This window comes from Microlunatus flavus (assembly GCF_900110855.1).
Lineage (GTDB): Bacteria > Actinomycetota > Actinomycetes > Propionibacteriales > Propionibacteriaceae > Microlunatus > Microlunatus flavus.
This window is the reverse complement of sequence record NZ_FOFA01000005.1, coordinates 97,056-114,564: the sequence shown is the minus strand read 5'-3', so window position 1 is coordinate 114,564 and position 17,509 is coordinate 97,056. Positions and strand designations below refer to the sequence as shown.

Genomic DNA, 17,509 nt, shown 5'->3' with positions numbered 1-17,509 from the left:
GCGATGAGCGGGGTCCCGGGCGGGCGGCCGCGTAGGGTGGGCCCACCATGGACGACCCCGCGCCGCCCACGCCCGCCCGCCTCCCGAACGGTGTGCGTCATGGCGCTTGACCTGGTCTGGGTGCTCGTCGGCCTGGTGCTGACCGTGGGCACCGGCTTCTTCGTGGCCTCGGAGTTCGCCCTGGTGAACCTGGACCGCAACGACCTCGAGGCGCGCCAGGCCCGCGGTGAGAAGGGCCTCGGTCTCACGATCAACGCCCTCAAGATCACCTCGACGCACCTCTCCGGCGCGCAGCTGGGCATCACCCTGACCACGCTGCTCACCGGCTTCACGATGGAGCCGGCGATCAGCCGCCTGCTGGCTGCGCCGCTCCGTGCGCTCGGCCTGCCGTCGGGGAGCGTGCCCCTGGTCGGCACGATCGTCGGCGTCGGGGTGGCCACGCTGCTGTCGATGGTGCTGGGCGAGCTCGTGCCCAAGAACTTCGCCCTCGCGCTGCCGGTGCGCACGGCCCGCGTCGTCATCGGCTTCCAGACCGTCTTCACGATGGTCTTCCGGCCCCTGATCGCGCTGTTCAACGGCACCGCGAACCGGATCATCCGGGCCCTCGGCGTCGAGCCGAAGGAGGAGCTGTCGGGGGCGCGCAGCGCGGAGGAGCTGAGCTCGCTCGTTCGCCGCTCCGCGCTGGAGGGTCTGCTGGACGCCGACCACGCCACGCTGCTGAGCCGCACCCTGCGCTTCTCCGAGCACTCCGCGGAGGACGTCATGACGCCGCGGGTCCGGATGGTCAAGGTGCGCCTCGACGACAGCGCGGCCGACGTCGTCGCGCTGGCCCAGCGCTCCGGCTTCTCCCGCTTCCCGGTGATCGGCGAGGACGCCGACGACGTCCACGGAGTCGTCCACGTCAAGCAGGCCTTCGCCGTCCCGGCGCCGTCGCGGGGCGACGTGCGCGCCGCCGACCTGGCCGCGGAGCCGCTGTTCGTGCCCCGCTCGATGGGCGTCGACACGCTGCTCGGGCTGCTGCGCCGCGGCGGCTACCAGATCGCCGTGGTGACCGACGAGTACGGCGGCACGGACGGGTTGGTGACGCTGGAGGACCTCGTGGAGGAGCTCGTCGGCGACCTGCGCGACGAGCACGACCGCACCGGCACCGGGCTCGTCCGCGACGGCCGCGCGATCGTCTTCGACGCCACGCTGCGCCCCGACGAGCTCCTGGAGCGTACGGCGATCAAGGTCCCGGCCGACGACGAGTACGAGACGGTGGCGGGCTTCGTCACCGACGCCCTCGACCGCATCCCCGAGGTCGGCGACGAGGTCGACCTCGACCAGGGCGTGCTGCGCGTCGAGCGGGTCGACGGCCACCGGGTCGAGCGGCTGCGGTTCACGCCGACGCTGAGCGAGCCGGGGGAGAGCGCGCACGACGTGGTGGTGGACGACCTGCGTCGCCTCGAACCGGCCGGACGCCGCGGGCGGGAGGAGTCCGACCATGGGTGAGTACGTCCCGGGCCTGGTCGCACTGGTCGTGCTGCTGGCCGTCAACGCCTTCTTCGTCGGCGCCGAGTTCGCCGTCATCTCCGCCCGACGTTCGCAGATCGAGCCGCGCGCCGAGGCGGGCAGCCGGTCGGCGCAGACGGCGCTCTACGCCATGGAGCACGCGACGCTGATGCTCGCGACCAGCCAGCTCGGCATCACCGTGGCCTCGCTGCTCATCCTCAACGTCTCCGAGCCGGCGATCCACCACCTAATCGAGATCCCGCTCGGGCTGACCGGTCTCGACGCCGAGGTCATCGGCATCCTGGCCTTCGTCGTCGCGCTGGTGCTCGTGACGTTCCTGCACGTCGTCTTCGGCGAGATGGTCCCCAAGAACCTCTCGTTCTCCGTCCCCGACCGCGCGGTGCTGATGCTGGCGCCGCCGCTGGTGCTGGTGTCGCGCGTCCTGCGCCCGGTGATCTGGACGCTGAACGCGCTCGCGAACGCCGTGCTGCGGCTCTTCGGGGTGGAGCCCAAGGACGAGGCGACGAGCACGTACACCCTCGACGAGGTCGCCGGCATCGTCGAGCAGTCGACCCGCGAGGGCGTGCTCGAAGACACGACGGGGGCGCTGAGCAACGCCTTCGACTTCACGGCCAAGAAGGTCCACGACGTCGAGGTGCCGATGGAGCGCATCGTCGCCCTGCCGCGCGCCACCGCCACGCCCGACCAGGTGCAGGAGGCGCTCGTCGAGCACGGGTTCTCCCGCTACCTCCTCGTCGACGACGACCGCGAACCCGTGGGCTTCGTCCACCTCAAGGACGTGATGGACCTGTCCGACGGGGCGCAGGCGTCCCAGCCGTTCCCGGCCAAGCGGGTCCGCCGGCTCGCCTCGGTGCTCCGCGACACCGACCTGGAGGACGCGCTCGCGACGATGCGCCGCCAGGGCGTGCACGTCGCCCGCTCGGTCGACCGCGAGGGCCGCGCGACCGGGATCCTCTTCCTCGAGGACGTGATCGAGGAGCTCGTCGGCCGCGTCGACGACGCGACCACCACCCACCCCGAGGCCCTCGCGGCAACGCCGACCGGCACACTCGTCACGACCCGACCGACCGGAGGCCGCTGAATGCTCCGCCACCCCCTCGTCCACCCCGAGATGCTCGAGGCGCTCGCGACGGCCGGGCACGGCTCGCGCGTGCTGGTCGCCGACGCCAACTACCCCTTCCGCACGGTCGTCGGACCGAACGCGCGGATCGTCTACCTGAACCTCCGCCCCGGGCTCGTCGGGGCGGAGGACGTGCTCGAGGCGCTGCTCACCGCCGTCGTCGTGGAGTCGGCGGCCGTGATGGTGCCCGGCGAGGGCCCCGAGCCCGAGATCTTCGCGTCGTTCCGCCGGCTGCTGCCCGGCCTCGAGCTCACCGCGCTGACCCGGCAGGAGTTCTACGCCGAGGCCCGGGGCGAGGACCTGGCCCTGCTCGTCGCGACCGGCGAGCAGCGCGTCTTCTCCAACGTGCTGCTGACCCTCGGCGTCGTCGGCGCCTGAGCGGGAGGTGCCGGCGTGGAGCGTGTGAGCGGCATCGGAGGCTTCTTCTTCCGGGCGCGCGAGCCCGAGCGGCTCGCGGCCTGGTACGCCGAGCACCTCGGGGTCGACGGGCCGCCCGCGGCCTACGGCGACCCGTCCTGGCGGCAGGAGGCGGGTCCGACCGTGTTCTTCGGCATGGACGACCCCGAGCACCTCGGCGGCCCGGACCGGACGTGGTCGATGAACTTCCGCGTCCCCGATCTCGAGGCGATGGTGGCGCAGCTCCGAGCGGCCGGCATCGAGGTCGAGGTCGACCCCGAGACGTACCCGAACGGGACGTTCGCCTCGCTGAGGGACCCCGAGGGCAACGTCCTGCAGCTCTGGGAGCCGGGCGGGGTCGACGCCGAGGGACCGGTCGGCACGGCGGGCTGACCGCGTACGGCCGGCGTGCTCCTAGTGCCGGGCCAGCGCCACCGAGACGTTGTCGCGCCCGCCCTGCTCGTTGGCCCAGCGCACCAGCGCCTCGGCCAGCTCGAGCGGTGAGGTGACGTCGGCCGACAGCGAGCCGACGAGCTCGCCGAGCCGTACGGCGTCGGAGCAGTAGTTCCACAGGCCGTCGGAGCAGACGAGCACCCAGCCCGGGTGGCCGAGGATCACCGATCCCGTGCGCGGCACGACGTCGGGGCTGTCGCGCCCCAGCCACTTGGTGATCGCGTGCGCCTGGGGCCCGTTCTCCGCGGTCTCGCGGTCGACGCCCATGGCGATCCGGGCCTGGGCCATCGAGTCGTCGAGGCTCAGCTCCTCGGGCTCGGAGCCCGGCCCGGAACCGCCCGGGTCGGGCAGCCAGTAGACACGGCTGTCGCCGACGTTGCCGAACACGACGAGGTCGCCCTCGACGACCGCGGCGGCGAAGGTGCAGGCGGCCGCGCTCGGCCCCTCCACCGGCGTGGTGGCCAGCACCGCCTGGTCGGCCCGGGCGACGGCGTCCTCGAGGGCGTCGGCGATCAGGCCGGCCCGGCTCGCCGGGTTGGGCAGGCCGACCGGGCGTGCCGCCACGAGCACGTCGCGGGCCCGGCGGGCGGCCGCGAGCGCGGCGACGTCGGAGTCGGGGGCGGTGGAGACGCCGTCGCAGACGACGAGGACCGCGCGGGACCCGGGGTCGGGCTCGGCGGCGATCGCGGTCGCGTCCTCGTTGCGGTGGTGCCGCACGCCGCGGTCGCAGACGGCGGCCACCCAGGCCGCCGGCTGCTCGACGTAGTGGTCGCGCGGGGTCGGCGCCTTGGTCCCGCACACCGTGCAGTAACCGTCGTCGCCCACCTCGCCACCGCAGGACAGGCAGCGCGCGGCGGGGACGAGGGCGTCCGGGTCGGCCTCGGGCGCCGCGACGACGGGCTGCGTCAGCTCGACGGGGGCCTCCTGGGCGACCGCGGTCAACGTCGCCGCCGCCGCGCCGCCCACGTCCAGCAGGGGCGAGCCGCACGACTCGCAGAAGGCCTGGCTCGGCTCGACCTCGGCCCCGCAGCCCGGGCACGTCCGGGTCACGACGGGCCCGGCGGGCACGGTGCTCATCGGCGGTCGGTCATCGGCGGTCGGTCATCGCAGGGTCCACCTTCGTACGGCGTTGGCCCGGTCGACCCACGCGTGGCTCCGGGCCTCGTCGGCCTCGCTGCGGGCCAGCTCGCGGTAGGTCGCCTCCAGCCCGTCACGCAGCGTGTCGGGAGTGGCAGCGTAGCGGCCGACGGTCGCCGCGGCCGCGACCGGTCCCGGCGTCCCGGACGGCCCGGCGACGGCCAGGGTCCGGGAGAGCGCGCGCTCGAGGATGCCGGCCGTCAGCAGGCTGCGCTCGTGGGGGTCGAGCCGCACGCCGTCGAGGCTCTCGAGGGCCTGCGAGAGCCGGGGGAGGTCGGCGCCGGCCCCGGCGAGCGTCACCGCGCGCAGCCGGCGCGAGTCGGAGAACGCGCGGCTCGTGGACGGCACCAGGTCGAGGGCCGCGACCGCGCCCGGGACGTCGCCCCGAGCCGCGCGCACCCGTGCCAGGCCGAAGGCCCCGGCAGCGACGTAGTTGGCGTCGGTGCTGGCGCAGGTCGTGTAGAGCGCCTCGGCGACCGCCGGCTCGCCGCCGCGCTCGCAGGCCAGCGCCAGGGCGAGCTTCGGTGCGAGCTCGCCCGGGACCTGGCCGTAGACGGCGTTGAACGCCGCCTGCGCCGCCGCGGTGTCGCCCTGCGCGAGCGCCGAGAGCCCGCTCATCCAGACCGCCCGCCACTCCCACGGGTCCGCGCGCAGCATCGTGTCGACGGCCTGGGCGACCAGGTCGGGGCGGCCGAGCTCGAGCGCGGCCCGGGCCTGGGCCAGCAGCACCTCCGGGCTCAGCGCGGGCGCCGTCTGCAGGAACGTGATCCGCTCGGCCGGGTCGTCCACGCTGATGTTGCTCAGCCAGGCGTGCTGCGCGTCGGTGGTGTCCACGCGCAGCGCGGGCAGGTCGCCGGCCTCCAGGACGCCGCCGGTGATGGCCGGCGCCTCGAACAGGACCGAGGCCGCCGAGGTCAGCGCCGTCCCCGTGGTCCGCGACGCCACGACCTCGCGGAGCACGCCGAGCAGCTGGACGCGCAGCTCGTCTGCGGAGCTGAAGCGGTCCGCCGGGTCGGGCGCGCAGGCCTTGAGCAGCAGCCGGTGCAGCGAGTCGTACGTCGCGAAGACCGGGGTGGCGTCGGCCGGCGGCAGGCTGGCCACGTACGTGGTCTGGTAGCCCCGGAACTCGGTCATCAGCACCGCGAGGGTGCGTCCGATCGTGTAGATGTCGGAGGCGACGCTCGGGCCCAGCCGCGCGACCTCCGGGGCCTGGTAGCCGACCGTCCCGTAGATCGCCGACTCCTGGTCGTCGACCCGGCGCACGCCGCCGAGGTCGATGAGCTTGACCGCGTCGCCGACCTGGATGAGGTTGTCGGGCTTGAAGTCGCAGTAGAGCAGCCCGAGGTCGTGCAGGTAGGTGAACGCGGGCAGCACCTCGAGGACGTAGGCGAGCGCCTGGTCGACCGGGAGCGGGTCGAAGGTGCCCCCGTTCGCCCGCATCCGCTCCTTGAGGATCTCCTTGAGCGAGACGCCGCCGACGTACTCCATGACGATGTAGCCCGCGCCCTCGTGGGACACGAAGTTGTAGATCTCCACGATCAGCGGGTGCTCGACGGCCGCCAGGAACTGCCGCTCCGCGATCGCGGCGGCCAGCGCGTCGGGGTCGCCCGAGTTCAGCAGGCCCTTGAGCACCACCCAGCGGTCCGACACGTTCTTGTCACGGGCCAGGTAGATCCAGCCCAGCCCGCCGTGCGCGAGGGCCCCGGCCACCTCGTACTGCCCGCCGACCAGGTCGCCCGACCTCAGCTTGGGCGTGAACGAGTACGGCGCGCCGCAGCTGGAGCAGAAGCCCTCCGGACGCCCCGGCCGGTCGTCGCGGGACCGGCCGACCGGCTTGCCGCAGCGCGCGCAGAAGCGCTTCGCCTCGGGCACCGACGCGTCGGTCAGGACCGCGTGGGCCGCGTCGACCACCGGCGCGGGCGGCACCCGGGTCAGCCCGGCGCCGAGCCGGGCGGCCCGCAGCCGCTGCGACCCGCTGCCGACGCGCCGCGTGGTCCGCGAACCCTCGCCGGCCAGCCGGGACGACCCGAGCGCGGTCGAGCCCAGGCGGCTGGAGCCGCGCGTCCGGGTGGAGACAGCGCCCGCCGCCTGGCCCGCCGCCACGTCCTGCTCGGCGGCGACCTGGGCCGCCGCCTGGCCCGGCACCGCGGCCGCGGGGGAGCCGCACACGTCGCACCAACCGTCGACGACGGTCCCGGTGCAGCCGGGCTGCGCGCAGCGGCCGGCGGCCACGAGGGCCGGCGGCGGGGAGGCGGCCGGGCTCCCGCACACGTCGCACCAGCCGTCGACGATCGTGCCGGTGCAGCCCGGCTGGGTGCAGGCGGGGCCGAGCGCCGTGGTGCTCACCGGACCTCCGTGGTGGTGCGGGCGGATGCCTGCAGGTAGGTGGCGTAGAGGGTCACGAGCTGCTCGGCGAGCGCCGCGTGCGAGGGCCGGGCGTCGAGGGCCTCGCGGGCCATCGCGTACGCCCGGGCGAGGTCGGGCTCGGTGGCCCGGCCGAGGGCCTCGGCCTTGACCCGCAGCCCCTCCAGACGGGCCAGGCGGTCGTCGTGGCCGCGCAGGGCGCGGCCGTACGCCTCCTCGGCGAAGGTCACGGCACGCCCGACCAGGGCGAGCCGGTTCTCGTACGCGACGAGGGCGGGGGCCGTGTTCGGCAGCGGTCCGAGGCCGTCGACGTCGGGCACGGCGTAGCGGGGCGCCTCGGCCACGGTGGACACGCAGCGTTCGGCCAGGGCCCCCAGCGTCGCCGTCCGCCGGGCGAGCTCGGCCCGCTCCTGGCGCACGCGGGCGACCAGGGCGCCGGCCTCGCGCCGCCGGGCGCCGCCCACGATGAGGTCGCGCTCCAGCGTCGCCGCCTCGACCTCGATCGGGCCGAGGACGCCGCCGACGTCGCCACCCCGCTCGGCCTTGGCGACCGCGGCCGCGAGGCGGGAGGCGAGGCCGGCCACGTGCTCGCCCGCCCGCTGGCGCCCCGCACCGGCCGGCTCGAGCGCCGTCTGGTCGCGCAGCCGCTCGAGCTGGGCCCGCAGCGCGGCGACGCGGGCGGTGGTTTGTGCGCCTGACTCCTCGAGCCCGAGCCGTTCGCGCAGCTCGCCGACGACCGCGTCGAGCAGCCGGCCGGCCTCCGGCACGCTGAGCTCGAGGGCGCTCGAGGTCGCGCCCGCCGCGGCGGTGGACCGGCGGCCCCAGACCAGCGCGGCCATCCGCTCCCGGTCGTCGCGGCTCGTGCGCCCCGAGTCCCACAGCGCCCGCAGCTGTGCCTCGCGGTCGGCCACGGCCTGCCACAGGGTCATCGCGAGCGTGACGTCGCCGGTGAACCGGGCCGGTTCGGCCGACGCGAGCGCCTCGCGGTCCAGGGCGTCCAGCTCGGCGCGCCGCCGGCCGAGCCAGTCGCCCAGCGCCGAGAGGTAGGCCAGCGCCTCCGCCGGGTCCAGCGCCTCGCCCAGCCGACCTGGCGCGACCGGTGCGGGCAGGGTCGCCGGCACCGCGCCGGGGGCGCCCGTCGGGGTCACGCGGACCGTCCGTACACCGGCTTGGGCGGGCTCGGCGCGGGTCCGAGGGGGCCGGCGAACCAGCGGTCGTAGATCCGCTCCCACTCGCCGTCGGCGCGCATCTGGGCCAGGCGCGCGTTGACGAACCGGACGAGGTCGACGTTCTGCGCGTTCATCCCCAGGCCGTACGGCTCCGCGGTGAAGGCCTGCTGCTTCGGCACGACCGCGTACGGGTCCTGCGCCGCCAGGCCGGCCAGCACGGTGTCGTCGCCGGTGATCGCGTCGACCTGGCCCTGCTGGAAGAGCACCAGGCAGCCGGTGTGGCTGTCGGAGCCGACCGCGACCGCCTTCGGCTCCAGGCGCACGAGGTTGTCCATGCTCGACGTGCCGTTCGGCGCGCAGACGCGCTGGCCGGCGAGGTCGGACAGCGCTCTGGCCTTCGACCCCTGGCGGACCAGGATCTTCTGGCCGGCGCGGTAGTACTCCGAGGAGAACGCGATCTGCTTCCACCGGTCGCAGGTCATGGTCATGTTCCGCGCGACGAGGTCGACCTGGCCCGACTGCAGCGCGGGGATGCGCTGGGCGGCGGTGATCACGACCAGCTGGTAGCGCTTCTCGTCGCCGAAGATCGCCTTGGCCACCGCACGCACGAAGTCGATGTCGAAGCCCTCGACCTGGCCGTCCAGCGGGTTGCGCGCGCCGAGCAGGTAGCTGTCGGCCGAGACGCCCGCGACGAGCCGGCCCCGCTTCTTGATCCTGGCCATCGTCGAGCCTACCGGCAGGTCGTCGGGGCTCGCGAGCGCGCCCGGCTCGTAGGAGGTGGTCGCGTCGTCGCAGGTGGCGGGCGCGGCGGGCGCGGCGGTGGGCGCGGCGCTCGTGGGAGCGGCGGGCACCGGGGTCTCGTCGGTGCCGAAGACGCCGCACGAGCTGAGGAGGGCGCAGACGCCGAGGACCGTGGCGAGCACCAGCCCGCGCCGGCCGGCCCGGGCCCGGGTCACCGGTACTCCCGCAGCCGGGTCGAGATCCCGCGGCTGCCGGCCCAGGCGCTCGCCAGCCCGGCGAGGAGCGTCAGCAGGCAGCCGACGACGAGCCCGGCCCCCTGGTTGCGGAGGTCCTGCACCGCGGACGCTCCCGAGGAGCGGGCGATGTCCGCCATCTTCTGGTCGAAGGGTGCGAAGGCCGCGTTGGACGAGCCCGTCCCCGACCCGACGGCGAGCTCGACCGCCGCGTCCCAGCTGCCGCCGTCGTCGAGGGCGCGGACCTTGCGGTGCACCTGCGCGTAGCTCTCGAAGTCGTGCACGAAGGGCGCCAGGATCCGGTCGGTGGTCAGCCGCTCGTGCACCACGGCGGCCGAGGACTGCCAGGACTGCTCGTAGGCCTGGCCCGAGCCGCGGGCGATCAGGGTGAGGCTCTCCGAGGACTTGGCGAGGTTGGCCTGCACCCGCGCGTCGCCGGCCGACGTGGCGAGGTCGCCCTCGCCGCGCGCCAGGTCCGTCGCGAGGAACAGCCGGGCCATGAGCGCCGTGGAGGCGATCACGAGCGCCAGCACGACCAGGGAGGCCGTGAGGAGGCCGGGGTTGAGCCGGCGGCGGAACAGCCGGGCGACGCGGAGCTGGACGACGACCAGGACCACGAGGACGGCCAGGCCCAGCAGGGGCACGGCCCAGCCCCACCCCGTGGTCAGCGACGCGCTGGCCCGCTTCGCGTTGGCCTGCACGAGGGCGTCGGCCACCGGCAGGGCGTCGGCCCGCAGCCCGTTGCTCGCCTGGCGCAGGTACTGCGCCCCGACCGGCAGGCCCTGGCGGTTGTTGGCGCGGGCGGCCTCGACGAGGCTCGCGTAGTCGAGGACCTGGGCGTTGAGCGCGGACAGCGCCGCGGCGTCGGCCGGCTGGGCCTGCGCCGAACGGGCCACCAGGTCGGCCACGTCGGCCAGGGCGGCGTCGTACGCGGCCCGCCGCTCGGGCGACTCGAGGCCGCCGACGAGAAAGGTGTTGGTCGCGTTCGCGTCGGCGACGAGCAGGTCGGTCTCGATGGTCTGCACCCGCAGCAGCTGCTCGACGTCGCTGGCCCCCTGCCGCAGGGTGAGCGTGAGCAGCGCCATCGCCAGCGTGCCCAGCACGGCCAGCGCCACGCCGCTACCGACCACCACCGCGCGGAGGCGGCGCAGCCGTGCCGGGGTGTCACTGGTCGGCGTGGCCACCTCGGGCGGCACCGCGCCCAGCGGTACGAGGGGCTGTGTCGTGAGGGGCTGTGTCGTGACGGGCTGTGTCGCAGGAGGCTGCGGCGCGGGCGCCACCGCCGTCGCTGTGCTGGGCTGGCTCACCCGGCTGGCTCCTCGTCGCTCGGCGGCTCGGTCGGGGCACCAGCATCACCCACCGCGGGGCCGTCCGGGCCGATCCCGGCCGGGTCGGCGCCGAGGTCGTCGGGCGTGATCTCGCGCAGCTGCGCGAGCGTCGGCGTCGCCACGTCGCGCAGCCGCCACGCCTGGCGCCCGATCGCCGCCTCCAGCACGTTGCGGGCGAAGCGGGCGTTGCCGAACACCGGCCCCCGCGGCTCGGCCGCCAGCAGGGCGGCGAAGCGGTCCACGCACCCGTCGGTCAGGTCGTAGTCGGCGCCGTCGGCCATGGAGGCGAGGATCGCCTGGAGCTCGGCGTCGGTGTAGTCGGCGAACTCGAGGATCGTGCGGAAGCGGCTGGACAGGCCCGGGTTCTGCGCCACGAACACGGCCATCGGGTCGGGGTAGCCGGCGACGATCACGACCAGGTCGTCGCGGCGGTCCTCCATCTCCTTGACCAGGGTGTCGACGGCCTCGCGCCCGTACTGGTCGCCGGCCAGGCTGTACGCCTCGTCGATGAAGAGCACCCCGCCCGCGGCGGACGCGACGACCTCGGCGGTCTTGAGCGCGGTCTGGCCCAGGTAGCCCGCGACCAGCTCGGACCGGTCGACCTCGACGAGCTGGCCCTTGCTCAGCAGGCCCATCGCCGCGTAGATGCCACCCACCAGGCGGGCGACGGTGGTCTTGCCCGTCCCCGGGTTGCCGACGAACACGAGGTGGCGGGTGATCGTCGCCGACCGCAGGCCGGCCTCCTGGCGCATCTTCTCGACCCGCAGCACCGCCACCTGGCGGTGGATCTCGCCCTTCACCTCGTCGAGGCCGGTCAGCGCGTCCAGCTCCCCGAGGAGCTCCTCGACGGTCTTCGCCGGCTTCTCGTCGGCGGCGGCCGGGGCGGTGGCTGCCTCCGGCTCCGGTTCCGGCTGCGCCTCGGCCGCCGGTGCGGGTGCCGGGCTCGGAGCCGTGGGCAGCGGGCCCGTGCCGGCCCCGATCCCGGGGAACTTGACCGGTCCGAGGTCGGCGGTGAAGAGCCCGTCGAGCGGGTTCGCGCCCGAGACCGCGGGCGTACGGATCTCGTCGGACGCCTCGCGCAGCGCGGCGATGCGCGCGAGCGCGGCCTCCATGGCCTCGCGCAGCCCGTCGGGACCGGGGCTCACGGGAGCCGCAGTCCTGAGCCTGTCGACGGGTCCACCGACGAGTGCCCGAACTTCTCCTGCAGGAAGCGGCCCTGCACGACGAGGGCGTTGGCGTCGACGCGCACGGCGGCGTCGAAGATCTGCTCCATGGAGCTCGCCAGCAGGTCGAGCGCGTCGATGAGCAGCATCAGCGACGTCTTGCCGCCGTCGACCGGGCGCGAGTCGGCCCACTGCCGGGGGAGGCGGGTGTACGCCGCCAGCGCCTCCGGCAGGTAGGTCGTCGCCGTCGCGGTCACCGCGTACGCCTCCGCGCTGCCCAGACCGAGGTTGCGCACCCGCGGCAGCGTGTCGCGCACCGTGCGGGTGATGCGCCGGACCCGCGACGCGACCAGCGCGGGGACGCGGCCGTCGGCGACCGACGCGTCGGTGGCGTCGAGCGCGGCGAGCAGCTCGGCCTCCGTCGGGGCGCGGTCGAGCTCGACCGACTCCGCCTCGGCCGGCGGCGGTGCGTCCCCGGTCAGCCGGGCCCACCACTCTCGAACGCCCATCGGGCGGCTCCGCGTACCCGGCCGCTCAGCCCGCCGACCCGGCGTCGGGGCCGAGCTCGAGCGCACCCGAGGCGAGGTTGGCGTCGCTGCGCGAGACCCGCTCCAGGTAGCCGCGCGACTTGGTGACCTCCGACTCGAGCACGCCGATCGTGGCCCGCATGGAGGTCAGCGCCTCGGCCTTGAAGGCGTCGATGGAGTCCATGGTCTGGTAGATGTTCGCGAACGCGGCCTGCAGCTGGGGCAGCCCGACGGTCGCCGACGCGGCCTGCTTCTGGATGGAGGCCGAGTTGTCGCGCAGCAGCTCCGACGTGCGCTGGATGATGTCCGACGTCGTCGTGTTGAGCGCGGTGATCTGGTCGAGCACGAGCTTCTGGTTGTTGAGGGCCTGCGCGACGATCACGGCGGTCCGCAGCGCCGAGACCGTCGTCGTCGACGCGCGGTCGACGCCCTTGATCAGCTCGATGTTGTTCTTGATGATCACGTCGATCGCCAGGTAGTTCTGGATCGAGACGGCGAGCTGGGTGAGCAGGTCCTGGTGCTTCTGGCGGACGTAGAACAGCACGTCCTGGCTGAGCGCCTTGGCCCGCTCGGGGTCGACGAGCTCGAGCTCGGCGATCTTCTCCTCGAGCCGGCCGTCGAGCTGCTCGGCCACGTAGATGTAGGCGTTCAGCCGGCCCATCACGGTCCACAGGTTCTGCTTCTCGAGGTTGAGCGCGACGTTGTCGCGGGTCAGCTCGTCCTGGCCGTTGCGCAGGCTGTGCAGGATCGCGTCGAGGTGGGACTGGGCGCCCTGGTACTTGCGGAAGTAGTCGGCGACCTTGTCGCCGAACGGGATCATGCCCAGGAACTTGCGCGGCCCGGTCGCCTGGCTCGGGTCGAGCTCCTCGACCGTGCGGCGCAGCTCGAGCAGGGTCTTGCCGACCTTCGAGCCCTGCGAGAGCCCGCCCTCCTGCAGCGCCTTGACCGGGGTCTGCAGCAGCCGGTTCGACGTCTCCGCCGCCTTGCGGATGTCCGCGTCGCCCATCGTGCGGACGTTGTCGGCCTGGCGCGCGAACTCCGGCGAGCGCGTCTGGTTCTTGAGCAGCGCGGTCAGGTAGCCCTCGACCCGCTGGTCGAGGGCCGGGAGCTGGCGCGCGTCGACCTGGGGCGCCATGGCCGGGGCCTGGGTCTCGACCACGGGCGCGACCGGCTCCGGCGCGGTGAGCGTCAGGGTCCCCGCGGCGCCGACCGGCGGGGCCAGCGGGGCAGGTGCGGCGGCTCCGGCGGCGGCTGCGGCCCCTCCCGGCTCGGTCATGCGGCCCGTCCTCTCGCTGTCTGCTCGGCCTGCCGGGCGTGCCGGACAGATGAGGTCGAAATCTACCCGTACGCCCGGTCACCCGGGCCGGGGACGGTGACCCCGGCCGGGCCGGGTGCCAGGATCCGTCCATGACGCCCGACCGAGCAGGACCGCGCCGCTTCGAGGGTCGTCGGGTCCTCGTGGTGGGCGGGGGGACCGGCATCGGCCTCGCCGTCGCGGGCCGGCTGGCGCAGGAGGGCGCGGAGGTCGTCGTCGCCGACCTCTGGGTCCGCGCGACGCCGAGCCCGAGGACGTCCTCGCGTCGCTCGCCGGCACGGGCCACCGCAGCGCCCGGGTGGACGTCACGGACCGGGCCTCGGTCGACGCCCTGGTCGCGTCGCTCGACCACCTCGACGTCCTGGTCCACGTCGCCGGGGGCGACCGGGCACACCCGTCGTTCACCGAGGCCGACGACGAGGTCTGGGCGGACCTGGTCGACCTCAACCTGATGGGGTTCGTGCGCACCAGCCGCGCCGCGGCCCCGCTGCTGCTCGTCAGCGGGCACGGTCCGGCCGTCGTGGTCGTCGGGTCGGTCAACGCGGTGGTGGCGCTCGGCAGCGAGCCGTACTCCGCGGCCAAGGCCGGGCTGGTCTCCCTCGTGGCCAACCTCGCCGTCGACCTGGCGCCGGGCGTCCGGGTCAACGCCGTGCTGCCCGCCACGATCCGTACGCGCGTGTGGGACGACCAGCCGGGCGGGGCCGAGCAGCTGGGCGCCCTCTACCTCCTCGACCGGGTGGGCACGCCGGACGACGTGGCGGGGGCGGTGGCCTTCCTGGCGAGCGACGACGCGGCCTGGGTCACCGGCCACGCGCTGCCCGTGGACGGCGGGCTGCTCACCGGCGGTTCGCTGCGCCGGCTCCTCGACTGACGACGGGGTCGTGGACGCGGTACCCCCGTCGACCTGGTAGTCAGTGGGCCGTGCGCACCATCGGGATGCTGGGCGGGATGAGCTGGGAGTCCAGCGCGGAGTACTACCGGCTGGCCAACGAGCTCGTCCGCGACCGCCTCGGTGGCCTGCACTCGGCCCCGCTCGTGCTGGCCTCCGTCGACTTCGCCGACGTCGAGGCCATGCAGAGCGCAGGTCGCTGGGACGAGGCGGGTGCGCTCCTGGCCCGCGCGGCGGCCGGGGTGGAGGCGGCCGGCGCCGAGCTGCTCGTGCTGTGCACCAACACCATGCACAAGGTCGCCGACCAGGTCCAGGCCGCGGTGGGGGTGCCGCTGCTGCACATCGCCGACGCCGCGGCGGCCGCGTGCACCTCGGCGGGCGTCACGACCGTCGGGCTGCTGGGGACGGCCTTCACGATGGAGCAGGACTTCTACCGCGACCGGCTGGCCGCCCACGGGTCGGAGGTCCTGGTGCCGTCGGCGACGGACCGCGCGCTCGTGCACCGCGTGATCTACGACGAGCTCTGCCTGGGCGTGGTGCGCGAGGAGTCGCGGCAGGCCTACCGGGAGGTCATCGCCCGGCTCGTCGCCGAGGGCGCGCAGGGCGTCGTCCTGGGCTGCACGGAGATCGAGCTGCTGGTCGGGCCGGACGACAGCCCGGTCCCGACGTTCGCCACGACCCGGCTGCACGTGGAGGCCGCCGTCGAGGCGGCCCTCGCGCCCGAGCTGCCCTGACGGCTAGCGCGGCGGCGGGATCTCCCCGGAACCGCGCACGACCAGCTCCGCCGGGACCACCGAGGTCGCGGCGGGGGACTCGTCCCCGTCGAGGCGGGCGAAGACGCGTCCCGCCGCCGTGCGCCCCATCTCGCCCGGGTCCTGCGCCACGACCGTCAGGGCGGGCTCGAGCATGTCGGCGAGGAACACGTCGTCGAAGCCGACCATCGCCACCTCGTGCTGCAGCCCGAGGTCGTGCAGCGCGCGGATGCCGCCGATGCTGACGAGGTTCTGGCTGGTGAACAGCGCCGTCGGCCGCTCGGGCCCCGCCATCAGCTCGCGGACCGCCTCGTACGCGGCCTCGACCGACCGCAGCCCCGGGCGTACGGGGCCCTGCTCGGCACCGGCCTCGCTCAGCGCGTCGCGCCAGCCCCGGTGCCGCTCGCTGGCCGTCGACACCCCGAGGTCGTCGCTCAGGAACGCGACCGCGCGGTGCCCGTGCTCGAGCAGGTGACGGACCGCCGTCACCGACGCGGCGTGGTTGTCGGTGATCACCGTGTCGGCCTCGATGCCCCGCGGGGGCCGGTCGACGAACACCATCGGCACGCCCTGCTCGAGCTCGGTCTGCAGGTAGGTGTGGTCGTCGGAGATCGTGGTCAGCACGAGGCCGTCCACGCGCCGACGGGTGAAGGCCTCCACCAGCGCGCGCTCGCGGTCGGGGTCCTCCCCGAAGCTCGCGCCGAACACGGCGGTCCCGCGCTCCCAGGCGACGGCCTCCACCGCGCGGTGGATCGCCGCGGAGAAGGGGTTGTCGACGGCGTCGAGCAGCAGGCCCAGCGTCAGGGTCTTGCGGTCGCCGCGGCGCAGCGAGCCCGCGCCCTGGTTGGGCGTGAAGTTGAGCGCCACGACCGCCTGCTCCACCTTCTCGCGGGTCGCAGCCGATACGTTCGCCTCGTGGTTGATCACGCGGGACACCGTCTTGATCCCGACGCCGGCCAGCGCGGCCACGTCGCGGATGGTGGCTCGGCTCCGTGCGGTGCGCGCGTGCGGGGAGTCGGTCACCACACCCTCCTCGTGCTCGTCTCGATGCTGTCGCCGATCGTTACCGAACCGGAGTTGACAGCGGGCTGAGGGTATCTTAGAAATGTGCCTGACACCGTTGTCAAGCGACCTGCGGTGCGTCATTCCAACGAAGGAGTCACGACCAAGATGAAGAGAACTCTCCACCCGTTCCTGGGACGCCGCCGGGTTGCTGCTGGCGTGGTCCTCGCGGCGGCCGCGTCCCTCGCGCTGAGCGCCTGCGGCGGCGGCGACTCCGCGGCTCCCGGCTCCAGCTCGGGCAACGGCGGGGGCGGCGGCTCGATCTCCGTCGCGCTGATCACCAAGACCTCGACCAACCCCTTCTTCCTCGCGATGAAGAAGGGTGCCGAGGACGAGGCGGCCAAGCAGAACGTCAAGCTCACGTACGCCGCCGGCGCCGAGGACGGTGACGAGGACGGCCAGGTCAAGGCGATCGAGGCCGCCGTCGCGCGTGGCGACCAGGGCATCCTGATCACGCCCAACGGCCCCGGCGTCAACTCCGCCATCGGCCAGGCCCGCAAGCAGGGTCTGTACGTCATCGCCCTCGACACGCCGCCGGACCCCGCCGACACCGTCGACCTCACCATCGCGACGAACAACTTCACCGCGGGCGAGGAGATCGGCAAGTGGGCGGCGGCCAAGCAGGACGGCAAGCCGGCCAACATCGCGCTGCTCGACCTCTACAACGACAAGGTCGTCTCGGTCGACTACAACCGTGACCAGGGCTTCCTGACCGGCATGGGGATCGACGTCAAGGACCCCAAGAAGAACGGTGACGAGGACAAGTCCGGCAAGTACACCGGCGGCAAGGGCGGCGACTACACGATCGCCTGCAACGAGCCCACGCTGGGTGCCCAGGACCAGGGCAAGTCGGCCATGGAGACCTGCCTGTCGAAGACGAAGGACATCAACCTCGTCTACACCCTCAACGAGCCGGCCGCGGCCGGTGCCTCGGAGGCCCTCAAGGCCGCCGGCGTGAAGGCCACCATCGTCTCGGTCGACGGCGGCTGCTCGCCGGGCATCGCCGACGTCAAGGCCGGCATCATCGGCGCCACGTCGCAGCAGTACCCGGTCAAGATGGCGCAGATCGGCGTGCAGGCGATCAAGACCATCGCCGACGGCGGCCAGAAGCCGGCCGTGACGCCGGGCCTGGACTTCCTCGACAGCGGGGTCGCCCTGGTGACCGACAACCCGGTCGACGGCCTGGAGAGCATCACCTCCGCCGACGCCTCGAAGATCTGCTGGGGCTGAGCTCCCTGGGAGGGGGTCGACCGTGCTGAGCACGCTCGACCCCTTCCCCCGGGTCGGCGGGTTCTGCTAGACCTGCCGCACCTGCTTCTCCACCACCGCTGAACTCCGAGGCAAGGAA

The 17,509-nt window shown here is 74.2% G+C and carries 16 protein-coding genes; 7 read left to right on the top strand and 9 right to left on the bottom strand.

What is annotated here, in order from left to right; translation table 11 throughout:
- Nucleotides 1–99 precede the first annotated feature (99 nt).
- From BMY04_RS13010 to BMY04_RS12995, 4 genes are read left to right on the top strand one after another with little or no spacing between them, the layout of a single operon-like run.
- A complete protein-coding gene (locus BMY04_RS13010; RefSeq protein WP_091181699.1) occupies nt 100–1,491 on the top strand; it encodes a hemolysin family protein in 1,392 nt (463 codons plus the stop codon).
- The gene (locus tag BMY04_RS13005; protein ID WP_091181093.1) at nt 1,484–2,593 is read left to right on the top strand and encodes a hemolysin family protein; all 1,110 of its coding nucleotides are present in this window, start codon (nt 1,484–1,486) and stop codon (nt 2,591–2,593) included. Before BMY04_RS13010 ends, BMY04_RS13005 begins: the two co-directional genes overlap by 8 nt.
- Nucleotides 2,594–3,010 carry an RbsD/FucU family protein gene (locus BMY04_RS13000; protein ID WP_091181088.1) on the top strand — a complete coding sequence of 139 codons (417 nt, stop codon included), beginning with the start codon at nt 2,594–2,596 and terminating at the stop codon, nt 3,008–3,010.
- Nucleotides 3,011–3,034: 24 nt separating this feature from the next.
- The gene (locus tag BMY04_RS12995; protein WP_232506372.1) at nt 3,035–3,421 is read left to right on the top strand and encodes a VOC family protein; all 387 of its coding nucleotides are present in this window, start codon (nt 3,035–3,037) and stop codon (nt 3,419–3,421) included.
- Between the two features lie 21 nt (nt 3,422–3,442).
- On the opposite strand, the gene BMY04_RS12990 is transcribed toward BMY04_RS12995, so the two are convergent.
- From BMY04_RS12990 to BMY04_RS12955, 8 genes are all read right to left on the bottom strand, one after another.
- Nucleotides 3,443–4,558: a PP2C family protein-serine/threonine phosphatase gene (locus BMY04_RS12990; RefSeq protein WP_091181081.1), complete on the bottom strand. Its 1,116-nt coding sequence runs from the start codon at nt 4,556–4,558 to the stop codon at nt 3,443–3,445.
- A 24-nt stretch (nt 4,559–4,582) separates the two neighbouring features.
- The gene (locus BMY04_RS12985; protein ID WP_091181077.1) at nt 4,583–6,964 is read right to left on the bottom strand and encodes a serine/threonine-protein kinase; all 2,382 of its coding nucleotides are present in this window, start codon (nt 6,962–6,964) and stop codon (nt 4,583–4,585) included.
- Complete coding sequence (locus BMY04_RS12980) at nt 6,961–8,130, bottom strand: hypothetical protein (RefSeq protein ID WP_091181074.1); 1,170 nt, start codon at nt 8,128–8,130, stop codon at nt 6,961–6,963. Before BMY04_RS12980 ends, BMY04_RS12985 begins: the two co-directional genes overlap by 4 nt.
- Nucleotides 8,127–9,107, bottom strand: coding sequence for a glutamate ABC transporter substrate-binding protein (locus tag BMY04_RS12975; protein ID WP_091181071.1), 981 nt, complete (start codon nt 9,105–9,107; stop codon nt 8,127–8,129). Before BMY04_RS12975 ends, BMY04_RS12980 begins: the two co-directional genes overlap by 4 nt.
- Entirely contained in the window at nt 9,104–10,321 is a 1,218-nt protein-coding gene (locus BMY04_RS12970; protein WP_091181068.1) for a hypothetical protein, read from the bottom strand. Before BMY04_RS12970 ends, BMY04_RS12975 begins: the two co-directional genes overlap by 4 nt.
- A gap of 107 nt (nt 10,322–10,428) precedes the next feature.
- Complete coding sequence (locus BMY04_RS12965; RefSeq protein WP_232506371.1) at nt 10,429–11,598, bottom strand: AAA family ATPase; 1,170 nt, start codon at nt 11,596–11,598, stop codon at nt 10,429–10,431.
- Nucleotides 11,595–12,125: a hypothetical protein gene (locus tag BMY04_RS12960; protein ID WP_091181065.1), complete on the bottom strand. Its 531-nt coding sequence runs from the start codon at nt 12,123–12,125 to the stop codon at nt 11,595–11,597. The genes BMY04_RS12965 and BMY04_RS12960 overlap by 4 nt, the downstream gene beginning before the upstream one ends.
- A gap of 25 nt (nt 12,126–12,150) precedes the next feature.
- Nucleotides 12,151–13,419, bottom strand: coding sequence for a toxic anion resistance protein (locus BMY04_RS12955; protein ID WP_091181062.1), 1,269 nt, complete (start codon nt 13,417–13,419; stop codon nt 12,151–12,153).
- A gap of 115 nt (nt 13,420–13,534) precedes the next feature.
- Here BMY04_RS12955 and BMY04_RS12950 point away from each other — a divergent pair, with 115 nt between their 5' ends.
- Together BMY04_RS12950 and BMY04_RS12945 are read left to right on the top strand one after the other, a co-directional pair.
- A complete protein-coding gene (locus tag BMY04_RS12950; protein WP_198410137.1) occupies nt 13,535–14,329 on the top strand; it encodes an SDR family NAD(P)-dependent oxidoreductase in 795 nt (264 codons plus the stop codon).
- Nucleotides 14,330–14,379: 50 nt separating this feature from the next.
- A complete protein-coding gene (locus tag BMY04_RS12945; RefSeq protein WP_091181059.1) occupies nt 14,380–15,081 on the top strand; it encodes an aspartate/glutamate racemase family protein in 702 nt (233 codons plus the stop codon).
- Between the two features lie 3 nt (nt 15,082–15,084).
- Here BMY04_RS12945 and BMY04_RS12940 read toward each other — a convergent pair whose 3' ends face one another.
- Nucleotides 15,085–16,122: a LacI family DNA-binding transcriptional regulator gene (locus BMY04_RS12940; protein WP_198410136.1), complete on the bottom strand. Its 1,038-nt coding sequence runs from the start codon at nt 16,120–16,122 to the stop codon at nt 15,085–15,087.
- Nucleotides 16,123–16,269: 147 nt separating this feature from the next.
- Between BMY04_RS12940 and BMY04_RS12935 the strand changes: the two genes are divergently transcribed.
- Complete coding sequence (locus BMY04_RS12935; RefSeq protein ID WP_091181056.1) at nt 16,270–17,391, top strand: substrate-binding domain-containing protein; 1,122 nt, start codon at nt 16,270–16,272, stop codon at nt 17,389–17,391.
- Nucleotides 17,392–17,509: the final 118 nt, after the last annotated feature.